The sequence below is a fragment of the Candidatus Tisiphia endosymbiont of Dascillus cervinus genome (assembly GCF_964026405.1).
GTDB lineage: Bacteria > Pseudomonadota > Alphaproteobacteria > Rickettsiales > Rickettsiaceae > Tisiphia.
The window spans coordinates 483,391-502,087 of record NZ_OZ032146.1 but is presented as its reverse complement, the minus strand read 5'-3'; the positions used below and the strand labels follow the sequence as shown (position 1 = coordinate 502,087).

General features: G+C 33.4%; 31 protein-coding genes, 2 tRNA genes and 1 pseudogene. 1 reads left to right on the top strand and 33 read right to left on the bottom strand.

Annotated elements, in window-relative coordinates; genetic code table 11:
- Window positions 1–62 precede the first annotated feature (62 nt).
- From AAGD19_RS02495 to AAGD19_RS02335, 33 genes are all read right to left on the bottom strand, one after another.
- A complete protein-coding gene (locus AAGD19_RS02495) occupies window positions 63–869 on the bottom strand; it encodes a glycosyltransferase family 2 protein (protein ID WP_341748199.1) in 807 nt (268 codons plus the stop codon).
- A 32-nt stretch (window positions 870–901) separates the two neighbouring features.
- On the bottom strand, window positions 902–1,186 hold the full coding sequence (locus AAGD19_RS02490) for a hypothetical protein (protein ID WP_341748198.1): 285 nt from the start codon (window positions 1,184–1,186) through the stop codon (window positions 902–904).
- Window positions 1,187–1,312: 126 nt separating this feature from the next.
- Window positions 1,313–1,576, bottom strand: a complete 264-nt coding sequence (rpsT, locus tag AAGD19_RS02485; RefSeq protein WP_341748197.1) for a 30S ribosomal protein S20 — start codon at window positions 1,574–1,576, stop codon at window positions 1,313–1,315.
- Window positions 1,577–1,600: 24 nt separating this feature from the next.
- A complete protein-coding gene (gene rplQ / locus AAGD19_RS02480; protein ID WP_341748196.1) occupies window positions 1,601–2,020 on the bottom strand; it encodes a 50S ribosomal protein L17 in 420 nt (139 codons plus the stop codon).
- 273 nt (window positions 2,021–2,293) lie between these two features.
- The gene (locus AAGD19_RS02475; protein WP_341748195.1) at window positions 2,294–3,313 is read right to left on the bottom strand and encodes a DNA-directed RNA polymerase subunit alpha; all 1,020 of its coding nucleotides are present in this window, start codon (window positions 3,311–3,313) and stop codon (window positions 2,294–2,296) included.
- A 15-nt stretch (window positions 3,314–3,328) separates the two neighbouring features.
- Entirely contained in the window at window positions 3,329–3,715 is a 387-nt protein-coding gene (gene rpsK, locus AAGD19_RS02470) for a 30S ribosomal protein S11 (protein WP_341748194.1), read from the bottom strand.
- Between the two features lie 12 nt (window positions 3,716–3,727).
- The gene (gene rpsM / locus AAGD19_RS02465; RefSeq protein ID WP_341748193.1) at window positions 3,728–4,105 is read right to left on the bottom strand and encodes a 30S ribosomal protein S13; all 378 of its coding nucleotides are present in this window, start codon (window positions 4,103–4,105) and stop codon (window positions 3,728–3,730) included.
- 61 nt (window positions 4,106–4,166) lie between these two features.
- Window positions 4,167–4,805 carry an adenylate kinase gene (locus AAGD19_RS02460; RefSeq protein WP_341748430.1) on the bottom strand — a complete coding sequence of 213 codons (639 nt, stop codon included), beginning with the start codon at window positions 4,803–4,805 and terminating at the stop codon, window positions 4,167–4,169.
- Window positions 4,806–4,901: 96 nt separating this feature from the next.
- Window positions 4,902–6,203 carry a preprotein translocase subunit SecY gene (gene secY, locus AAGD19_RS02455; protein ID WP_341748192.1) on the bottom strand — a complete coding sequence of 434 codons (1,302 nt, stop codon included), beginning with the start codon at window positions 6,201–6,203 and terminating at the stop codon, window positions 4,902–4,904.
- Between the two features lie 3 nt (window positions 6,204–6,206).
- Window positions 6,207–6,662, bottom strand: a complete 456-nt coding sequence (gene rplO / locus AAGD19_RS02450) for a 50S ribosomal protein L15 (protein ID WP_341748191.1) — start codon at window positions 6,660–6,662, stop codon at window positions 6,207–6,209.
- Window positions 6,663–6,682: 20 nt separating this feature from the next.
- Window positions 6,683–6,892, bottom strand: a complete 210-nt coding sequence (gene rpmD, locus AAGD19_RS02445) for a 50S ribosomal protein L30 (RefSeq protein WP_341748190.1) — start codon at window positions 6,890–6,892, stop codon at window positions 6,683–6,685.
- Between the two features lie 327 nt (window positions 6,893–7,219).
- Entirely contained in the window at window positions 7,220–7,774 is a 555-nt protein-coding gene (rpsE, locus tag AAGD19_RS02440) for a 30S ribosomal protein S5 (RefSeq protein ID WP_341748189.1), read from the bottom strand.
- Window positions 7,775–7,789: 15 nt separating this feature from the next.
- Window positions 7,790–8,143: a 50S ribosomal protein L18 gene (gene rplR / locus AAGD19_RS02435; protein ID WP_341748188.1), complete on the bottom strand. Its 354-nt coding sequence runs from the start codon at window positions 8,141–8,143 to the stop codon at window positions 7,790–7,792.
- A 16-nt stretch (window positions 8,144–8,159) separates the two neighbouring features.
- On the bottom strand, window positions 8,160–8,693 hold the full coding sequence (gene rplF, locus AAGD19_RS02430; RefSeq protein ID WP_341748187.1) for a 50S ribosomal protein L6: 534 nt from the start codon (window positions 8,691–8,693) through the stop codon (window positions 8,160–8,162).
- A 9-nt stretch (window positions 8,694–8,702) separates the two neighbouring features.
- Window positions 8,703–9,101 carry a 30S ribosomal protein S8 gene (gene rpsH / locus AAGD19_RS02425; RefSeq protein WP_341748186.1) on the bottom strand — a complete coding sequence of 133 codons (399 nt, stop codon included), beginning with the start codon at window positions 9,099–9,101 and terminating at the stop codon, window positions 8,703–8,705.
- A gap of 267 nt (window positions 9,102–9,368) precedes the next feature.
- Window positions 9,369–9,674 (bottom strand): 30S ribosomal protein S14, encoded by a 306-nt coding sequence (gene rpsN, locus AAGD19_RS02420; protein ID WP_341748185.1) that lies wholly within the window; start codon window positions 9,672–9,674, stop codon window positions 9,369–9,371.
- 18 nt (window positions 9,675–9,692) lie between these two features.
- Window positions 9,693–10,232, bottom strand: coding sequence for a 50S ribosomal protein L5 (rplE, locus tag AAGD19_RS02415; RefSeq protein ID WP_375331539.1), 540 nt, complete (start codon window positions 10,230–10,232; stop codon window positions 9,693–9,695).
- Window positions 10,233–10,234: 2 nt separating this feature from the next.
- Complete coding sequence (rplX, locus tag AAGD19_RS02410; protein WP_341748183.1) at window positions 10,235–10,567, bottom strand: 50S ribosomal protein L24; 333 nt, start codon at window positions 10,565–10,567, stop codon at window positions 10,235–10,237.
- Window positions 10,567–10,935, bottom strand: a complete 369-nt coding sequence (gene rplN / locus AAGD19_RS02405; RefSeq protein WP_341748182.1) for a 50S ribosomal protein L14 — start codon at window positions 10,933–10,935, stop codon at window positions 10,567–10,569. Before rplN ends, rplX begins: the two co-directional genes overlap by 1 nt.
- A 102-nt stretch (window positions 10,936–11,037) precedes the next feature.
- Entirely contained in the window at window positions 11,038–11,283 is a 246-nt protein-coding gene (gene rpsQ, locus AAGD19_RS02400; protein ID WP_341748181.1) for a 30S ribosomal protein S17, read from the bottom strand.
- A gap of 4 nt (window positions 11,284–11,287) precedes the next feature.
- Window positions 11,288–11,500 (bottom strand): 50S ribosomal protein L29, encoded by a 213-nt coding sequence (gene rpmC / locus AAGD19_RS02395; protein ID WP_341748180.1) that lies wholly within the window; start codon window positions 11,498–11,500, stop codon window positions 11,288–11,290.
- A complete protein-coding gene (rplP, locus tag AAGD19_RS02390; protein ID WP_341748179.1) occupies window positions 11,493–11,903 on the bottom strand; it encodes a 50S ribosomal protein L16 in 411 nt (136 codons plus the stop codon). Before rplP ends, rpmC begins: the two co-directional genes overlap by 8 nt.
- Window positions 11,904–11,918: 15 nt before the next feature.
- Window positions 11,919–12,578 (bottom strand): 30S ribosomal protein S3, encoded by a 660-nt coding sequence (rpsC, locus tag AAGD19_RS02385; protein ID WP_341748178.1) that lies wholly within the window; start codon window positions 12,576–12,578, stop codon window positions 11,919–11,921.
- A gap of 3 nt (window positions 12,579–12,581) precedes the next feature.
- Entirely contained in the window at window positions 12,582–12,941 is a 360-nt protein-coding gene (rplV, locus tag AAGD19_RS02380) for a 50S ribosomal protein L22 (RefSeq protein WP_341748177.1), read from the bottom strand.
- Window positions 12,942–12,943: 2 nt separating this feature from the next.
- Window positions 12,944–13,222: a 30S ribosomal protein S19 gene (gene rpsS, locus AAGD19_RS02375; protein WP_341748176.1), complete on the bottom strand. Its 279-nt coding sequence runs from the start codon at window positions 13,220–13,222 to the stop codon at window positions 12,944–12,946.
- A gap of 13 nt (window positions 13,223–13,235) precedes the next feature.
- On the bottom strand, window positions 13,236–14,057 hold the full coding sequence (gene rplB / locus AAGD19_RS02370; RefSeq protein WP_341748175.1) for a 50S ribosomal protein L2: 822 nt from the start codon (window positions 14,055–14,057) through the stop codon (window positions 13,236–13,238).
- The gene (rplW, locus tag AAGD19_RS02365; protein ID WP_341748174.1) at window positions 14,058–14,357 is read right to left on the bottom strand and encodes a 50S ribosomal protein L23; all 300 of its coding nucleotides are present in this window, start codon (window positions 14,355–14,357) and stop codon (window positions 14,058–14,060) included. It lies immediately after the preceding gene.
- The gene (rplD, locus tag AAGD19_RS02360; protein WP_341748173.1) at window positions 14,354–14,977 is read right to left on the bottom strand and encodes a 50S ribosomal protein L4; all 624 of its coding nucleotides are present in this window, start codon (window positions 14,975–14,977) and stop codon (window positions 14,354–14,356) included. The genes rplW and rplD overlap by 4 nt, the downstream gene beginning before the upstream one ends.
- A gap of 5 nt (window positions 14,978–14,982) precedes the next feature.
- Window positions 14,983–15,633 carry a 50S ribosomal protein L3 gene (rplC, locus tag AAGD19_RS02355; protein ID WP_341748172.1) on the bottom strand — a complete coding sequence of 217 codons (651 nt, stop codon included), beginning with the start codon at window positions 15,631–15,633 and terminating at the stop codon, window positions 14,983–14,985.
- Window positions 15,633–15,956, bottom strand: a complete 324-nt coding sequence (gene rpsJ, locus AAGD19_RS02350) for a 30S ribosomal protein S10 (RefSeq protein WP_341748171.1) — start codon at window positions 15,954–15,956, stop codon at window positions 15,633–15,635. The genes rplC and rpsJ overlap by 1 nt, the downstream gene beginning before the upstream one ends.
- Before the next feature lie 126 nt (window positions 15,957–16,082).
- On the bottom strand, window positions 16,083–17,267 hold the full coding sequence (gene tuf / locus AAGD19_RS02345; protein WP_341748170.1) for an elongation factor Tu: 1,185 nt from the start codon (window positions 17,265–17,267) through the stop codon (window positions 16,083–16,085).
- An 84-nt stretch (window positions 17,268–17,351) separates the two neighbouring features.
- A tRNA-Gly gene (locus tag AAGD19_RS02340) sits at window positions 17,352–17,425 on the bottom strand.
- Window positions 17,426–17,445: 20 nt separating this feature from the next.
- Window positions 17,446–17,531 (bottom strand) — tRNA-Tyr (locus tag AAGD19_RS02335).
- A 591-nt stretch (window positions 17,532–18,122) separates the two neighbouring features.
- On the opposite strand from AAGD19_RS02335, the pseudogene AAGD19_RS02330 reads away from it, so the two are divergent.
- Window positions 18,123–18,599: pseudogene (locus AAGD19_RS02330) on the top strand (TrmH family RNA methyltransferase); the annotation flags it as partial.
- Window positions 18,600–18,697: the final 98 nt, after the last annotated feature.

Sequence of the window (18,697 nt, the reverse complement as noted above, 5' to 3'; positions counted from 1 at the left end):
TATGTCTATATGCTGAGCTTACTACTAAACTCCTTACAAAAATTGTAGGCTATTGATGTAATCTACGCTTCTATGTTGCTATCGTCTTTTTTATTATTTAACAACTCTCTTGCTTTAGCAAGTCTTATAAACCGTGCAAAAGCAAAAATCATAGAATCAACAAAACCATCAAAACCAAATACCCAATATCGTCTTATAAAAAATGATTTTAAAAAATAAAAAATACTTTCTGTAGCAATTCTTGTTTTTGATGGATTCCTACCTAATTTAACTAAATCTTTTGCTTGCTCGGAGGAATAAAAATTTGCTTTAGCTACTAGTTGCTCAATTGACGTGCCAGACCTATGATAAATTATACCATTTAAATCATAGATTTTGTTTTGTGAATTAATATTTGGATTAAACAACACCGAATCATGAGTAGTAGTGTTATTATTAGAAAAACTACTATATTTACGATTATATAATCTGATACATTTATTATAAGGAGCAAAACGACGAACCTTCTGATCATTACGGTGCAATATAACAATTTTAGTACGGTAAGCTAAATAATTAGCTTGATTATTTGAAGCAAATATAAACTCTATTTCATCTTGTAATTCTTTTGATAGTTCTTCATCAGCATCAATATTTAATATCCAGTCATTCTGACATAAATTTTCGCCAAAAGTCTTTTGTTTAACATAACCATTCCATTCGTTAAAAATCACTTTGATTCCTAAATTTCTAGCAATTTGTACTGTATCATCAGTACTCCCACTATCAACAACAATAAGCTCCTCGACAATGTCCTTAACACTGTTGATAGCTCTTGCAATCCTAGTAGCTTCATTTTTTGTGATAATAAAGGCTGAAATCTTTAGCATATCCCTCTCAACTAGGTCCTTGCATACATTTTCTATCTAGCTTCTGTAAAGGTTTCATTTCTATAGTCTATATGTTCATTATTTTTAGGAAGTACCCACAAATTGAATAATTTTTGAGGAATTTCTGAGTAAAAGAGTAGCCAAATAACCTCAAGCAGTACATAATATGTCCATGAGGAACGAAAGCAAATTTTGACAACAAAATTACCAAAAGGAATCAATTCGTGAACACTCCTTTTTGTTCTCGAATCCTCACTTGCATACCTACTATTACCTGCATCTTTTAAAAGTCGTATATTTGAACCTACTGACGTCATATACGACGTCCCACAAATCTAGAATGTGGGTAATAGTAATAAGGCAGGGATAATACACCCTAGGCTGTTAAACTGTCTTTCATCGAGATTGGTATTACATAAAAGGCATACACAAGAAACTAGAAGCTAATTCATATTTTTAATTTTTTGAGATAATCTACTGATTTTACGTGAGGCTGTATTTAATTTGATAATGTTTTTTGTTACACCTTTCATTATTTCAGATTGTGCAACAGTCAAAGCTAATTTAGCTGATTCTTTTGAGCCACTAATAACTTCTTGCAAAACTTTTTTTATATATGTTTTAATTCTACTTGACCTATTCTTATTTATTAAAGTTTTTTTTATTGTTTGTCTTATTGCCTTTTTTGCTGATGAATGATTAGCCATATTTATTATTTTCCTACAGATTTATTAGTTTTGTTCTTCATGGTTATGACTTTCTACTTTTGGGGTCATACAGCCTTTACTATTTACATCTCTATCAACGAACTCAATATAAGCTACTGATGCCATATCTCCATAACGAAAACCAGCCTTTATTATCCTAGTATAACCACCTGGACGTTCACTATATCTTTTACCTAAAACACTAATAAGTTTTTCAGTAGCAACTTTATCTTTGATTTTAGCAAGCAACATTCTTCTAGTCGCTAAATCAGATTTCTTGGCCTTAGTTATTAGTACTTCAATATATGGTCTAAGCTCTTTAGCCTTAGGTAAAGTTGTTTTTATTTGCTCATTCATCACAAGTGCAGCAGCCATATTAGCAAACATCGCCTGTCTATGACTACTTGTTCTATTAAGCTTTCTACCCTTAATTTTATGTCGCATGTTATTACCTTTTTATTAACCTCAATTCGATATAAGAATTGTTAATTCTTATATCGAATTGGCTTGTTATAAGGAAAAATGCATTCTTGAAGCGGCTTTTACGAATGCATTTTAATCTATTACCACTAAATAATCTTATTTTTATATCATATAAAAATTAAGATTATTAGCAAATTAATATTTAACAATCAGGTGACGAACTGCTTCAAACCTGATTGTTTCTATATGTATCCCTGAATTAGATATAACCTGTTACATCTAATTCAGGTTTTATTAATATGGATCTTCATAACGCTTAGATAGTTCCTGAATATTTTCTGGAGGCCATCCTGGTATGTCCATACCAAATTTTAAACCAAAGCCTGATAATATATCCTTAATCTCATTAAGAGACTTTCTACCAAAGTTTTGAGTTCTAAGCATTTCTGCTTCTGTTTTGATAACAAGATCACCTATATAAATTATATTTTCATTTTTTAAACAATTCTGAGATCTAACAGATAATTCTAATTCCTCAACTTTCTTCAACAAAGTTGGATTAAATGCTAATTCTTCTAACTTATCCTGTTTATCTTCTGTTTGTTCTTCAAATGTAATAAATAATTGTAACTGATCTTGCAGAATTCTAGCAGCAAGTGCTATAGACATCTCCGGAGAAATACTACCATTAGTTTCAACGGTCATAATCAATTTGTCATAATCTGTAACTTGACCAACACGTGTATTATCAACTTTATAGGTAACCTTTCTTACAGGACTGAATAACGCATCTATTGGGATAACGCCAATAGCTAATTCCGAACCAACGCTGCTTGCAGCGGGAACATACCCTTTTCCCGTCTCACACACTAATTCCATTTCAAGCTGAGCCCCTTTTGCCAAAGTACAAATCACATGGTTAGGGGTTAGTACCTCCACATCATGCCCTGTTCCAATCATCCCAGCAGTTACAACGCAAGGACCAGTAGCACTTAATCTGACAATCTTTCTTTCCGAAGAATGCATCTTAACGACCACAGACTTAAGATTCAAAACTACATCAACTAAATCTTCCTTAACCCCAGGTATAGCAGAAAATTCATGCACCACCCCTAGTATCTTTATTGATGTTATTGCAGCACCCTGAAGAGATGAGAGTAGAATTCGCCTCATAGCATTACCTATTGTTAAACCAAATCCTCTCTCTAAAGGTTCAACCACAATTTTTACTATATTACTACTCTTATCAGGACTGTCATAAACTATCTTAGAAGGTTTTATTAATGCACTCCAGTTTTTATTTAATGATAACATTATTTACCTATGCCCCTATACTCTTCTTCTTTTTGGTGCTCTAACACCGTTATGTGCAACAGACGAAACATCTAAAACTGACGTAACTATAAAATTTTGACTAAATACCGCACGCATAGCCGATTCCCTTTGAGCCCCTGCACCTTGCACTCTAATTGAAACAGTTTTCAGACCGTGTTCTTTTGCAACTTCTGAGGCTTTATCAACAGTTATTTGAGCAGCATAAGGCGTAGCTTTTCTAGCCCCCTTAAAACCATGTGTACCTGCTGTTGAAAAAGCTATAGCATTACCTTGCACGTCCGTAAAAGTAACAATAGTATTATTAAAAGTTGTCTTTATATGAACAACACCAAGAGTGATATTTTTTCTTTTTTTCTTGACCTTAGTATTAGCCTGACTCATCATTATACCATATTACTTTGTAACTTTTTTCTTACCGGCAATCGCAACAGCTTTACCTTTTCTTGTTCGAGCATTAGAATGAGTATTCTGACCTCGAACAGGCAACTTTCTTATATGTCTAAGACCTTGGTAACTTCTAATATCCTTTTTCTTCTTGATATTAAGATTCACCTCTCTTCTTAAATCACCTTCTACTTTATATTCTTTTTCAATAATATTACGTAAAATAATAAGCTCTTGATCTGTTAAGTCTTTGACCCTTTTACTTTCAGATATTCCAGTTTTTCGACAAATCTCTTCTGCAGCAGAAAAACCAAGCCCATAAATATATGTTAAGCTCACTACTAATCTTTTGTTTGCTGGAATATTAACACTCGCTATTCTTGCCACAAATAATCTCCAAAATTTCGATAATAACCAAAAGGGAATAATATAAAAATATCCCTTAAAGTCAAATCATTTTTAATACTTTATATAAAACAAGCTCTACTTCTTCTTTATCCTTATTTGCATCAACAACATAGAATTCACTATTATCTCTATAATAGTTAAGTAACGGATAAGTTTCTATTTTATATTCTTCTATTCTTTGCTTAATAGTCTGTTCATCATCATCTTGTCTGTGCATAAATTTATCTGATCCACAAACATCACAGACATTATCAACCTTAGGTTTAATGAAATAACTATTATAAATTTGTCCACAATTTTCACAATTAAACCTACCTAGAATCCTCTTGATAATCACTTGATCGTCTATGTCGAAAAACACAACTTTAATCTTTTGATTAGCAAACATTCTTAGAAAATTAGCTTGCTCTAAATTACGAGGATAACCATCTAGAACATAACCGTTTTTATATATATCCTGAGTTAAAAACTCCTTAACTACATTATTCACCAATTTAGGAGGGACAAGTTTTCCTTGTGCCATATACTCTTTAATTAACAAACCATCCTTGTTATTAACCTTTACCATTTGCCTGAATATATCGCCAGTAGACACATGAGGTAAATTTAACTTTCTTGCCAATAACTGCCCTTGAGTTCCTTTCCCTGAACCAGGAGACCCTATAAGCACTATAATCATTTGAAACTCTTCTTTAAACATAACATAATATATACCCTCCACTAAGTTAAAATGTATAATTTTTTGCTTTAAAGAATTGTTTTTTTATAATACCAGTTAGTTTTTTAACTTCATTTTTTTAATTAATCCCTCATACTTACTGCTAAATAAATGAGTTTGAATTTGTACAAATGTATCTAGAACAACATTAACAACAATTAAAAAACTTGTACCCCCTAAGGCAAAAGATACGGCATATTTATTCATTAACATTTCAGGAACTATACATATAAAACTAAGATATATACCACCTATTACAGTTAACCTAGTTAACAAATAATCAAAATATTCCGCAGTATTCTTACCAGGCCTTTTGCCAGGAATATATGCCCCATATTTTCTTAAGTTATTTGCTGTTTCTTCTGAATTAAAAACTACTGCTGTATAAAAAAAACTAAAAAACATTATCAACGCAACATACAACAAAATATATAAAGGCTTCCCATGCCCTAGATGGAAAGTTAATAAACTCATAATTTCTGAATTATTGCTAGAAAAATTAGCTATTGTCACAGGAAACAATAAAATCGAACTAGCAAATATTGGCGGAATTACCCCAGAAGTATTAAGTTTAAGAGGCATATGAGTCGAATCACCACCATAAATTTTATTACCAACTTGTCTTTTTGGATATTGTACCAAAACTTTTCTCTGTGCCTTCTCAAAGAAAATTATTATAGCTATAATTACAATAACTCCTAAACAAATAGCCATAACTACTATCGGAGACAAACCACCACTTCTTGACAACTCAAACATGCTTATAATGCCACTTGGTACACCCGACACTATACCTATAAATATAATTAAGGACGATCCATTACCAATACCTCTACCAGTAATCTGTTCACCAAGCCACATTAAGAACATAGTACCTACAACTAAAGTAATAACGGTAGTAACCTTGAAAAAAAGCCCAGGTATAATAACTACTGGACCTACATTAGTCACAACATGTTCCAAACTTACTGCAACACCATATGCCTGAAAAGAAGCTAATAAAACAGTTAAATACCTAGATAATTGATTGATTTTCCTTTTACCAACCTCACCTTCTTTTTTTAAATTCTCTAAAGGCTTGTAGGCTATTGACATTAATTGAATGATAATTGAAGCAGTTATATATGGCATAATTGCTAAAGCAAAAATAGACATTCTACCTAGAGAGCCCCCAGATAGCATATTAAACATACCAAGTATACCAGATTGATTTTGTTCAGCCACACTGCTTAATGCAACCGAATCAATACCCGCTATAGGAATAAATGAGCCAAATCTACATACTATAAGAGCCAAAATAGTAAAAATAATCCTATTAGCTAAGTCTTTATTAGATTTTTGTGTGGAATTTAAACTCATAAATTACAATATTTGACCACCAACTTGTTCTATTAACTTCTTAGCAGAGCTAGAATAAGCATCTAATTGAAATGATAAGGGACTATTAAAATCACCACTGCTAACAGATAATAACTTAACCAATAAGTTAGTATTCTTAATTAACCCGACTTCAACTAATCTATCCTTTGTTACAACTTCTGTTGAGTTCAAACGATTTTCTGCTATTAAAAATTCTATATCAGCAATATTTACTACACTATATTTCTTAGAACTAGGACAGTTAAAGCCTCTCTTTGGCAATCTTTTAATCATAGGCATCTGCCCCCCTTCAAAACCTTTGATAGCTACACCAGATCTAGATTTCTGTCCCTTAACACCTCTGCCACATGTTTTACCTTTACCACTGCCAATACCGCGACCTACTCTTTTTTTATCTTTCTTGGCACCAAAATTGTTAGATAACTCATTTAATTTCATTTTCTAAACTCTAATTTATTCTAATTTATATTTTCTACTTTTAACAAATGTTGTACCTTCTTGATCATCCCTCTAACAGAGTTTGTATCTTTCAAAATAACAGATTTATGCATTTTATTTAGACCTAAACCTACCAAGGTTTCTTCCTGATCATATTTACGACCTATACTACTACCAATTTGGGTAACTTTAACCTTTACCTCATTCACTTTTTCTTGATTACTACTCATAAATTCCTACAACCCAATTATTACTTTACTTTAAATATAAAGACTCACTATAGCCCATTGCTTCAAAGCCCCATTCACACGCAAATTCGGTGAAATTATCGAAACAATCAGATTTGAGACGGCTCTGCATCTGATTGTTAAATTAATATTTTGCTAAAAACATGATTTTAAAAGATTAAAATCATGTTTTTAGCTTAAGGTTTAAAATGCATTCACAAAACCGCTTTAAGAATGCATTTTTCTTTATTTTTTAGATTCTGCTACCTACCAATCAAAACTTCTTAAGTTGACACTCATAAGTCTACGCTGGAAGGACTATTACACTACTTAAACTTGCACACTTGGTTCTGATATTATTTGTTGCCCTTTTGTAGATTTAGTTGATACCTCATTTATTCTTTTTCCTCTCCTTTCAGCAATATTCTTTGGAGAAGATAGTTGAGATAACGCATCAAAAGTTGCAGCAATCATCGCATATACATTACTAGAACCCAAAGATTTGGCAACAATATCATGAACTCCTAAAGAATCAAAGATTGCCCTCATAGCACCACCAGCGATAACACCAGTACCTGCCTTGGCTCTTCTTAAAATGACTTTAGCTGCTCCACTTTTACCAATGACATCATGATGAATAGTTCTATTTTGATAAAGAGGAATTTTAATCATATCTTTCCTTGCTTCTTGAGTAGCCTTAGCTCTAGCTTCTGTTACCTCTTTCGCTTTGCCATGACCATAACCAACCTTACCGGCTTTATCACCAGCAACAATACAAGCAGAAAAAGAGAATTTTCTACCCCCCTTTACTACTTTAGTAACTCTGTTTACATCCACCAAAGTTTCTGTTAGTGCTTCACCCGTATTTTTTTTAGCTTTAGCCATTTCTTAAACCTAAAATTAAAATTTCATTTTTTTTCTTGCTGCATCAGCTAAAGCCTTAACAACACCATGATATTTATAACCACCCTTATCGAATACAACTTCTTGCACCCCTTTAAGCGATGCTCTTTCGCCTATTAAATCACCTACTTTCGTGGCTGTACCAATATTACAGTTGGATTTTTTTAACTGTCTAATTTCTTTATCTAAAGTCGAAGCAGATGCAATAGTTATTGATTGTTTGTCATCTATGACTTGTGCATATATGTGCTTTCCAGACTTAAAAATAGACAGCCTGAGTCTGTTTGATTTTGATATCTTAGACCTTACTCTAGCCTTTCTTATATCAAACTTTAACTTTGAACTACGCATATTTAACTCTTAAATTTTAATTTTTCTTACCTTCTTTTCTCTGAACATATTGACCTTTGCGTTTAATACCTTTACCTTTATATGGTTCAGGTGGTCTCTGCTTTATAATAATTGATATAAACTGACCTAATTTTTCTTTATCAACACTTTCCAATATAATCTGATTTTGTTTAGGAGCGGTAACTTTAATATTTTGAGGTATTTCTACTTTAGTATTATGACTTTTAGCAAGCATTAAGTTTAAATATTTATCCTTCACCAAAGCCTTATAACCAACGCCATTGACTTCAAGCTCTTCTGTAAAACCTTCTTTAACACCTTTTATCATACTATTTATTATACTTCGTGCCGTACCCCACATAGATCTAGCACTTTTAGTCTCTGCTAATGGTTTTACAAAAAGCTGATTATCTTGCAATAAAATTGCTATATTTCCTGCGAAAGTTTTTGTTAATTCTCCCTTGGGACCAACAACATTAACTTTCAACCCATCAAGTTCAACTTTCACCCCTTCAGGCACAGGGACTGGTAATTTTCCAATACGTGACATCTTTATACCTTAAAACACTTTACAAATTACTTCACCGCCAATTTTTTGGCTATGTGCTTCTCTATCTGATAAAACTCCTCTAGAAGTAGAAAGAATATAAATACCCATATTGTTATAATATCCTTTTAATTTATCAATAGAAGAATAAATCCTCTTACCTGGTTTTGAAACTCTACTTATTTCACATATAGCAGGTTTTCCATTAACAGAATATTTTAGATCCACTTCAATATGACTTATATTACCATCCTTGACAACTACATACTCTTTTATATAACCTTCTTTTTTTAAAACATCCAAAATAGCACATTTTATTTTTGAACAAGGTAGAGATATATTCATCAATTTACTTTTTTGACCATTTCTAATTCTAGTCAACATATCCGCTATATTATCTGTCATTGACATACGATAAACCTACTATTTTAACCTCAATTCGATATAAGAATTTTTATATCGAATTGGCTTTGTTATAAGAAAAAGTGTACCCTTGAAGCGACTTTTACGAGTGCATTTCAACTTTTTTCATCATTCAATGGGTGATTTTAATTATTAAAACCACCTATTGAATAGAATATTACATTTTAACAATCAGGTACTGAACCGCTTCAAACCTGATTGTTTCTACTTAACCCTTGAATTCGATATAATAAGTTATATCGAATTCAAGCTATTTTACCAACTTGCTTTAATCAAACCAGGAACTAATCCCTTACTACCAAGATCTCTCAGCTTATTTCGCGATAGACCAAATTTACTATACACTCCTCTTGGACGTCCAGTAAGCTCACACCGATTTCGAACTCTATTCATAGCTGAGTTTCTAGGTAACTTAGCTAAAACCATCACTAACGAAAATCTTTCTTCCAAAGATAAAGTTTTATCGTAAATCTTGTCCTTTAATTTAGCACGCTTGTTATATAAACTTTGTGCCATCTTTCTTCTTCTATTATTCTTTTTTATAGAACTTACTTTAGCCATCTATTTTTCTTCTAAAAATTAATTATAAAAAGGCAAATTAAAGCCAGAAAGTAATAATTTACCTTCTTCATTATTCATAGCACTTGTAACAATCGTGATATCCATACCACGAATTACATCTATCTTGTCGTAATTAATCTCTGGAAAAACAATCTGTTCTTTTATACCAAAAGTAAAATTACCTCTACCATCAAAGCTTTTGCTTGAGAAACCTCTAAATTCTTTAATACGCGGTAGAGCAACGATTACTAATCTCTCTAAAAAATCATACATTCTATCTTTGCGCAGAGTAACTTTACAACCAACTTTCATACCTTCACGAAGCTTAAAAGTAGCAATAGACTTTTTGGCCTCAGTTACTAAAGGCTTTTGTCCTGAAATTAGAGTTAGATCATTGACAGCATTATTAATTACCTTAGAATCTGCAACCGTCTCACCAACACCCATATTAACAACAATTTTTACAACCTTAGGCATTTGATGTTTATTCTTGTACGCAAACTCTTTCTGTAAGTTTGGTACAATCTCTTTAGTGTATAAATCTTTAAACCTGAGCAACATTACTTACCTTCCTTATTACTAATAATTTCACCAGACTTCTTAGCTACTCTTACTTTAGAGCCATCTTCTAGAAATTTAAAAGCAACTTTTGTATGGTTACCTGTTTTAGGATCTATGTGAGCAACATTGGATATATGTATGGATAATTCCTTTGACACTATGCCACCTTCACTTGTTTTACTCGCCTTAACATGCTTGCGAACAATATTTATACCCGAAACAATAGCTCTATTTTGCTCAGGCAAAACCTTTAAGACCTTACCCTTTTTTCCCTTATTTTTTCCGGTGATAACAATAACTTCATCACCTTTCTTAATTTTTAGCTTAATCATTACAACACCTCTTCTGCAAGTGACATAATCTTAACGAATTTTTTTGCCCTTAATTCTCTAGTTACAGGACCAAAAACTCTTGTACCTATTGGTTCTCCTTGCTTATTTAAAAGTACTGCTGCATTAGAATCAAACTTAATTGTACTACCATCTGCCCTTCTAACACCCTTTTTTGTTCTAACAATTAGAGCCCTATGTACGTCACCTTTTTTTACTTTTCCGCTTGGTAAAGCTTCTTTTATAGATACCACAATGACATCCCCAAGATTTGCTATCATGTGATGTGAACCACCAAGCACTTTAATACACATAATTTTTTTAGCACCAGAGTTATCCGCAACATCTAAGATGCTCTGCATCTGAATCATAACTTACTTCCACTTGAGAATTTAATAACGCAACAAAATAAACAATCTAAATAACAAAGTCAAAGGATAAAACTCACCATTCTGTGACAACCAAACCTATCATTAGAGAGACACCTTTACATCCCCTAACACCACCCAAGACTTAGTTTTAGATATAGGACGACTTTCAACTATACTAACCTTATCACCATCCTTATAAGTATTCTCTGGATCATGAGCAGCATATTTTTTAGAGACTTTTACAATTTTTTTGTATTTAGGATGCTTAAACCTACGCTCTACTTTAACTGTAATAGTCTTATCAGTTTTCGAACTTACAACAACGCCCTGTAGCACTCTTTTCGGCATTTCCCTATTCTCCAGTTTTTGATCTTATAGTTAACTCTGTATTAATACGAGCTATTGTTTTTTTTACAAAAGAAAACCTGCTAGTATTTTGTAATTCACCTAATGTTCTTTGAAACCGTAGATTAAAAAACTCTTTTTTAAACAAAATTCTCTTTTTGTGAAGCTCTTCCGTAGTCTGCCTAACCAATTCCTTTGCTGATACCCCTAAATTATTCATAACGCCTCACTATCTTTGTTCTTACAGGCAATTTTGCACTAGCAAGCTCAAGTGCTTTCGTCGCTATATCATCTGTAACCCCTTCCACTTCAAACATAATTCTTCCAGGTGATACTCTCACTGCAAAAAATTCAGTAGAACCTTTTCCTTTACCCATTCTAACTTCCGCAGGCTTCTTTGACACAGGCAAATCCGGAAAAATTTTAATCCATAATCTCCCCTGCCTTTTCATACAACGAACTGCAGCCTTTCTTGCTGCCTCTATTTGTCTTGCGGTAACCCTTAAACCATCTAACGATTTCAAGCCAAAAGAACCGAAAGCTAGCATAGTACCAGCCTTTGCTTTTGAGGAAACTCTCCCCTTATGTGCTTTTCTAAATTTTTGTTTTTTCGGAGCTAACATTATTTTACTTCAAAATTAATTATGTTTCTTTCTATTTTCCACATGATCACCCCTATAGACCCAAACCTTTATACCTATAACTCCATAAGTTGTCATAGCTTCAGCAGTCGCATAGTCAATATCAGCTCTCAAAGTATGTAAAGGTACTCTACCTTCTCTATACCACTCTGTTCTCGCTATTTCAGCTCCAGCTAAACGTCCAGAACAAGCAACCTTTATACCTAACCCTCCTTGCTTAAAGCAGGCTTGGATAGCGGTTTTCATAGCTTTTCTAAAAGACACTCTTTTTTCAAGCTGCATAGCAATCGTTTGAGCAATAATGTTAGAGTCTATATTAGGCTTCTTTACTTCATGTATGTTAATATATATTTCTTCTAAACCCGTAATTTTTTGGACAGATTTTTTTAATTTATCAATGTCGTTACCACTTTTACCTATAATAACTCCAGGCTTTTTAGCAAAAATATTAATTATAACATTCTTATTAGAAGGCCTCTCTATTAATACTCTACTAACTTGTGCTTGCACATAGTTCTTATTAACTAGATTTCTAACCTCTAAATCTTGGATAAGAAGGACTTTATACTGCTTCTTATCAGCATATAACACCGAGTCCCAACCTTTAATTAATGTCGGACCAACTCTAAAGCCATGCGGATTAACTTTCTGCCCCATATCTTATTTCCCCTCAACTTCAGTAACTGTAATATATAAATTACTAAAAAATTTATTAATCCTTGTTGCTCTTCCTTTAGCTCTTGGCATAATTCTTTTCATCACCAACGCCTTACCTACAGTTGCAGAAGTAATAAACAAAGTATCAATATCTAAACCAAAATTATTTTCAGCATTAGCAACAGCAGACTGTAAACATTTTTTTACATCTTGAGCAATTCTTCTAGGGGAAAAGGTAAGCTGAATTAGAGCCTCAGACACTTTCATATTCCTAATAGAAGTTGCAACCAAATTCAATTTCCTCGGACTCACTCTAAGAGACTTAGCAATTGCTGTAGTAGAGCCTTTATTCACCTTCACCATATCTATTTTCTCTTAACTTTTTTATCTGTGCCATGACCATGAAAAGTCCTAGTTGGAGAAAATTCACCTAATTTTTTACCAACCATTTCTTCACTTACAGTAACAGGTATAAATTTATTTCCATTATGTACAGCAAATGTTATTCCAACAAAAAATGGTAAAATTGTTGACCTTCTAGACCAAGTCTGAATCATTTCTGATTTACCAGATTCAATCAATTTTTGTACTTTTTTTATCAGATAACCATCTACAAAAGGTCCTTTCCAAACTGAACGAGCCATAATTACTACCTAATTACTTTCTTCTCTTAATAATAAATTTTGATGTAAGCTTATTCTTACGTGTTTTCTTACCCTTAGTTGGGAAACCCCATGGAGTCACTGGATGGCGACCACCAGAAGTTTTTCCTTCTCCTCCCCCATGTGGGTGATCGAATGGATTCATTGCAACACCACGAACATGTGGTCTCCAACCTAGCCATCTATTTCTTCCGGCCTTACCTAAATTGGTATTCTTTTGATCAGGGTTTGAAACAACACCTATGGTAGCCTTACAATCTAACGGTATCAATCTAAATTCTCCAGATCGAAGCTTGATCTGTGCATAACCCGAATCCTTACCTACTAAATTAACAGAAGTACCAGCAGATCTTGCAATTTGACCACCTTTACCAACTTTCATTTCTACATTATGTAAAGTAGTACCAACAGGAATAGATTTCAAAGATAAACAATTTCCTACTTTTATGTCAGCTTTATCACTTGATACTATTCTATCTCCTACAATAAGCTTTTGTGGTGCTAAAATATAAGAATACTCACCATCATCGAATTTAATTAAAGCAATGAAGGAAGTTCTGTTAGGATCATATTCTATTCTTTCAACAGTGGCAAATATATCCTGTTTATTTCTTTTAAAATCGATTATACGATAAAGTCTTTTATGCCCTCCTCCTCTATGCCAAGAAGTGGTTCTGCCCAAATTATTTCTACCACCAGTCTTAGATAAACCTTTAGTTAAAGGTTTATGAGGCTTACCCTTCCAAAGATCAGATTTATCAACCTGTACTAATTCTCTAAGGGATGGAGTAACTGGATTAAACGTTTTTAAAGCCATTTATTTAATACCCCCAGTAAAATCAATAGTATAATCTTTTTCTAACGTCACAATTGCTTTCTTTTTATCTGATTGTCTGCCATTAACACCCTTGAATCTTTTTCTCTTACCTTTTACATTCATTATGTTAACTTTTTTAACCTTAACCTGAAAAATCTTTTCAACAGCCATCTTGATAGAAGCTTTCTCAGCACTACCAGCAACATGAAAAGTAAACTTATTTTGTTGCTCAGATAAAATATTGGTCTTCTCAGTGATCACAGGATTCCTAATAATATCATAATGTTTATAAGACTTCACTTTAACCTCTTTTCTAAAGCATCTACAGCTTCTTGTGATAACAAAACATAATCATGGCGTATTATATCATAAACATTTGCACCAATTTGCGGTACTGAAATAGTATTTGGAATATTTTGTACTGCCAAAGAAAAATTGATATCAACTTCATCACCACTAACAATAAAATAACTTTTACCATGAAAATTATTTAATAATTTTATAAGATTAGAAGTTTTGGATTCATGTAATTTTAAAGAATCTACTATTAGCAGCTTTCCCTCAGCCAATTTTTCTGATAAAGCATGTTTTAAACCAAGTTTTCTAACTTTTTTTGGTAATTTTGTAGCATGACTCCTTGTTACTGGACCGTGAGAAACTCCACCACCTCTCATTTGGACAGATCTTAAAGATCCTTGCCTTGCATTACCCGTACCTTTTTGCTTAAAAGGTTTCTTTGTAGTACCAGATACTTGCGACACTGTCTTTGTTTGATGTGTACCAGCCATAGCTTTAGCTCTCTGCCAATCAACAACAAGCTTGATAATATCTTCCCTAACAAAATCTACGGCAAAAACTTCGTTATCTAAATCAATCTCACCAACAGCTTCATTTTCAAGATTTAATAATTTGGCTTTCATATAGTTTATCCTATAGCTGTAATGGTTTTCTTAATAGCATCCTTAATGTAGACATAAGATCCTTTTGAACCAGGAATATTTCCACTAACTATGATTATGCTTTTTTCCATATCAGTATCGACTACTTTCAAATTTTGAATAGTAACTCTTGTATTTCCCATGTGACCAGCCATTTTCTTATTCTTAAATACTTTACCAGGATCTTGTCTACCACCAGTAGAACCATGCGAACGGTGAGACACAGATACACCATGTGAAGCTTCAAGTCCTCTAAAATTATGCCTTTTCATACTACCAGCAAAACCTTTACCAATAGTAGTACCTACAACATCTATAAACTGACCAATAACAAAATGATCCACATGCAATACAAAACCTACATCAAGGAAACAAGCTTCAGAAATTCTAAATTCCTTCAATTTTTCCTTTGGCGTAACTTGAGCATTAGCAAATACCTGCTTCATTGGTTTTGTTACTTTAGATAATTTTTTATCTTTTACCCCAATAACCAAAGCATTATAGCCATCCCTTTCTAGGGTCTTTTGTCCTACTACTTGGCAATCTTCAACTTGTAGAAAAGTAACGGTAAATCTCTCACCTTTTTCATTAAAAATTGAACTCATACCAATTTTTTTAGCAATTAAACCGGTTCTCATCACTCAACACTCTCCAACTTAATCTCAACATCAACACCAGCAGGCAAATCAACTTTTTTTAAAGCATCAACAGTCTGAGGAGTTGGATAACTTATTATCAAAAGTCTTTTCTGAATTCTAATTTCAAATTGCTCCCTTGATTTTTTATTGACATGCGGAGACCTATTAACGGTAAATCTCTCAATTGTCCTTGGCAACGGAATTGGACCAATTATATCAGCACCGGTTCTTTTAACAGCCCCTACTATTTCTCTAGTACCTTGCTCAAGCGAGCGGTGATCAAACGACTTTAAACGAATTTTGATTTTTTGATTATTTTTCATTAACTAAACCTTTTTATAAACAGCTAGACCAGTCAAAGCACATTCTTTAATAGACTTACTCTAATTAAACATATTTTGCCTAACCCTAAAAAAATAGTCATCCTGAACTTTTTCGACTATTTCTTATTATTTTATAATCTTTGATACTACACCAGCTCCTACTGTCCTACCACCTTCACGTATAGCAAAACGTACTCCCTCTTCCATAGCTATCGGAGCGATCAATGCAATTTTCAGATTCGCATTATCACCAGGCATCACCATTGTTTTACCATCTTTCAAAGTGATTTCTCCAGTTACGTCAGTCGTTCTAAAATAAAACTGTGGTCGATATTTATCTGTAAATGCTGTATGACGACCACCTTCTTTCGTGGTAAGTACATAAACTTCAGCTTCAAACTCAGTATGCGGAGTTATACTTCCAGGCTTAGCTAACACTTGACCTCTGCATACATCTTCCCTTTTAGTTCCACGCAGTAATATACCAACATTATCACCGGCTTCACCTTGATCTAATAGCTTCTTAAACATTTCCACACCAGTACAAGTAGTTTTTTGAGTATCTCTTATACCGACAATCTCTACCTCTTCACCAACTTTTACTATACCTTTTTCGATTCTACCAGTAACAACCGTACCTCTTCCAGAAATAGAAAATACATCTTCTATCGACATTAAGAAAGGTTTATCTGTATCTCTCTCAGGTTGAGGTATATATTCATCAATAGCATTCATCAACTCTTTAATCGCAGCTTCACCTTCAGGTTTTCCTTCTAGAGCCTGTAAAGCTGAACCTCTGATAACTGGTATATCATCTCCAGGAAAATCATACATTGATAAAAGTTCTCTGACTTCCATTTCTACTAAGTCAAGCAATTCTGGATCATCAACCATATCAACTTTATTCAAAAATACAACTATTGCAGGTACGCCAACTTGCTTAGCAAGCAATATATGTTCCCTTGTTTGGGGCATTGGACCATCAGCAGCAGATACTACCAATATAGCAGCATCCATTTGAGCTGCACCACTTATCATATTCTTTATATAATCTGCGTGACCAGGACAATCAATGTGAGCATAATGCCTTTTTTTAGTTCTATATTCAACGTGAGCAGTAGCAATAGTTATACCCCTTTCCCTCTCTTCAGGAGCTTTATCAATGTCATCATAATTAGTAGCCTGTGCTCCACCTTCTTTTGATAACACTAAAGTTATTGCAGCTGTTAAAGAAGTCTTACCATGATCTACGTGTCCTATAGTACCTATATTACAATGGGGTAGATCCCTTTCAAATTTTACCTTTGCCATAATTCATTCTCCACAATTTAAGATTTAATACAATTTAACATAAAAATACAAATTTATCCAATTTCCAATTATCACCAATACTCTTGGAGCGGGTGATGGGAATCGAACCCACGTGGCCAGCTTGGAAGGCTGGAGCTCTACCATTGAGCTACACCCGCGTATCTACCTAACCAACTTGTGGTGGAGGAAGAAGGATTCGAACCTTCGTACGCTCACGCGGGCAGATTTACAGTCTGCTGCCATTGACCACTCGACCATTCCTCCAAAGAATTTACGCAAGTATTAAATGGTCTAATTAAACGTAAAGCATATATATAACTTAGTATAAGTACCAACAAATCTTCTCTGCTCTTTTCCAAGGACATTTGAACTTCGGGCTACAAGCCTTTATAAATAAGGATACAACCCTTTAATACATCATTATTATTCCTGTGCATCGCATGGGTATCAATTTAAGAAGTCTCGATATCCTTCCCGCGGCAGCAATCCAAAAAACAACCTAAATGGCTGTTAGGTATCATGGACTCGCCTACGCGGAAAGGACATCTTTTTTGTTATAAAGCTGAAACTCAAATGATCCCGACCCTTTTCTCTTGAACTATCCTAGGTTCTGTGAACGTTTCTATGTAATGAGTAGATTTATAGGCATTTTCGCTCGCAGAACCGTAGCGTACTAAATGTACGTGAGGATTCGAGAACGAAAATGCCTATAAATCTACTCATTACATAGAAACGTTCACAGAACCTAAATAAGCTAATATTAAACTTATATTACTTCAGAACGTTTATCAGTTGTAACTTTCTATAATAAATAGTAGTTTGTGTCAAGAATAAATTACTCTAGGTTCTAATAAGATGAGAAATAAAGCTAAAATTTCTAAAGATTTGCACTATATATACGGCAAACATCCAGTATTTGCAACATTAAGCAACCCAAAACGTTATATTCAAAATGCTTTATGTACAGAAGATATTTTCAATTTGCACAAAAATTTAATCTCTAACCACCCGTATGAGATTACCAACATAGATTACTTAACCCGTCTTTTTGGTTCAAATCATAATCATCAGGGAATAGCCGCTAACGTTAAAAGTATCTTCTCTAATCGTATTGAAGATATTGACATAACTATTCCTAATTGTAAAGTTGCTATTTTGGATCAAATAACCGATCCACAAAATATTGGTGCTATTATTCGTAGTGCAGCTTCTTTTGACATCACGACCATAATATTACCTCTAGATAATGCACCTGATGAAAATGCTACCATAGCAAAAACAGCTTCTGGAGCTTTAGAACTAGTACAAATGGTTAAAGTCACTAATTTAAGGTGGTCAATAGACAAAACTTACGCTATGAGAAAAAAAATGGTACATTATGTTGAGTATAATTTACAAATGCCAAGAGGATAAAATTGCAAGCAATACCA

Bases quoted from the DNA above. Each gene is read 5' to 3' on its own strand.
- AAGD19_RS02495 (WP_341748199.1), bottom strand. From the start codon at position 869: ATGCTAAAGATTTCAGCCTTTATTATCACAAAAAATGAAGCTACTAGG.
- AAGD19_RS02490 (WP_341748198.1), bottom strand. From the start codon at position 1,186: ATGACGTCAGTAGGTTCAAATATACGACTTTTAAAAGATGCAGGTAAT.
- rpsT (WP_341748197.1), bottom strand. From the start codon at position 1,576: ATGGCTAATCATTCATCAGCAAAAAAGGCAATAAGACAAACAATAAAA.
- rplQ (WP_341748196.1), bottom strand. From the start codon at position 2,020: ATGCGACATAAAATTAAGGGTAGAAAGCTTAATAGAACAAGTAGTCAT.
- AAGD19_RS02475 (WP_341748195.1), bottom strand. From the start codon at position 3,313: ATGTTATCATTAAATAAAAACTGGAGTGCATTAATAAAACCTTCTAAG.
- rpsK (WP_341748194.1), bottom strand. From the start codon at position 3,715: ATGAGTCAGGCTAATACTAAGGTCAAGAAAAAAAGAAAAAATATCACT.
- AAGD19_RS02460 (WP_341748430.1), bottom strand. From the start codon at position 4,805: ATGATTATAGTGCTTATAGGGTCTCCTGGTTCAGGGAAAGGAACTCAA.
- secY (WP_341748192.1), bottom strand. From the start codon at position 6,203: ATGAGTTTAAATTCCACACAAAAATCTAATAAAGACTTAGCTAATAGG.
- rplO (WP_341748191.1), bottom strand. From the start codon at position 6,662: ATGAAATTAAATGAGTTATCTAACAATTTTGGTGCCAAGAAAGATAAA.
- rpmD (WP_341748190.1), bottom strand. From the start codon at position 6,892: ATGAGTAGTAATCAAGAAAAAGTGAATGAGGTAAAGGTTAAAGTTACC.
- rpsE (WP_341748189.1), bottom strand. From the start codon at position 7,774: ATGGCTAAAGCTAAAAAAAATACGGGTGAAGCACTAACAGAAACTTTG.
- rplR (WP_341748188.1), bottom strand. From the start codon at position 8,143: ATGCGTAGTTCAAAGTTAAAGTTTGATATAAGAAAGGCTAGAGTAAGG.
- rplF (WP_341748187.1), bottom strand. From the start codon at position 8,693: ATGTCACGTATTGGAAAATTACCAGTCCCTGTGCCTGAAGGGGTGAAA.
- rpsH (WP_341748186.1), bottom strand. From the start codon at position 9,101: ATGTCAATGACAGATAATATAGCGGATATGTTGACTAGAATTAGAAAT.
- rpsN (WP_341748185.1), bottom strand. From the start codon at position 9,674: ATGGCTAAAGTAAGTTCTATAAAAAAGAATAATAGAAGAAGAAAGATG.
- rplX (WP_341748183.1), bottom strand. From the start codon at position 10,567: ATGATTAAGCTAAAAATTAAGAAAGGTGATGAAGTTATTGTTATCACC.
- rplN (WP_341748182.1), bottom strand. From the start codon at position 10,935: ATGATTCAGATGCAGAGCATCTTAGATGTTGCGGATAACTCTGGTGCT.
- rpsQ (WP_341748181.1), bottom strand. From the start codon at position 11,283: ATGCCGAAAAGAGTGCTACAGGGCGTTGTTGTAAGTTCGAAAACTGAT.
- rpmC (WP_341748180.1), bottom strand. From the start codon at position 11,500: ATGAATAATTTAGGGGTATCAGCAAAGGAATTGGTTAGGCAGACTACG.
- rplP (WP_341748179.1), bottom strand. From the start codon at position 11,903: ATGTTAGCTCCGAAAAAACAAAAATTTAGAAAAGCACATAAGGGGAGA.
- rpsC (WP_341748178.1), bottom strand. From the start codon at position 12,578: ATGGGGCAGAAAGTTAATCCGCATGGCTTTAGAGTTGGTCCGACATTA.
- rplV (WP_341748177.1), bottom strand. From the start codon at position 12,941: ATGGTGAAGGTGAATAAAGGCTCTACTACAGCAATTGCTAAGTCTCTT.
- rpsS (WP_341748176.1), bottom strand. From the start codon at position 13,222: ATGGCTCGTTCAGTTTGGAAAGGACCTTTTGTAGATGGTTATCTGATA.
- rplB (WP_341748175.1), bottom strand. From the start codon at position 14,057: ATGGCTTTAAAAACGTTTAATCCAGTTACTCCATCCCTTAGAGAATTA.
- rplD (WP_341748173.1), bottom strand. From the start codon at position 14,977: ATGAAAGCCAAATTATTAAATCTTGAAAATGAAGCTGTTGGTGAGATT.
- rplC (WP_341748172.1), bottom strand. From the start codon at position 15,633: ATGAGAACCGGTTTAATTGCTAAAAAAATTGGTATGAGTTCAATTTTT.
- rpsJ (WP_341748171.1), bottom strand. From the start codon at position 15,956: ATGAAAAATAATCAAAAAATCAAAATTCGTTTAAAGTCGTTTGATCAC.
- tuf (WP_341748170.1), bottom strand. From the start codon at position 17,267: ATGGCAAAGGTAAAATTTGAAAGGGATCTACCCCATTGTAATATAGGT.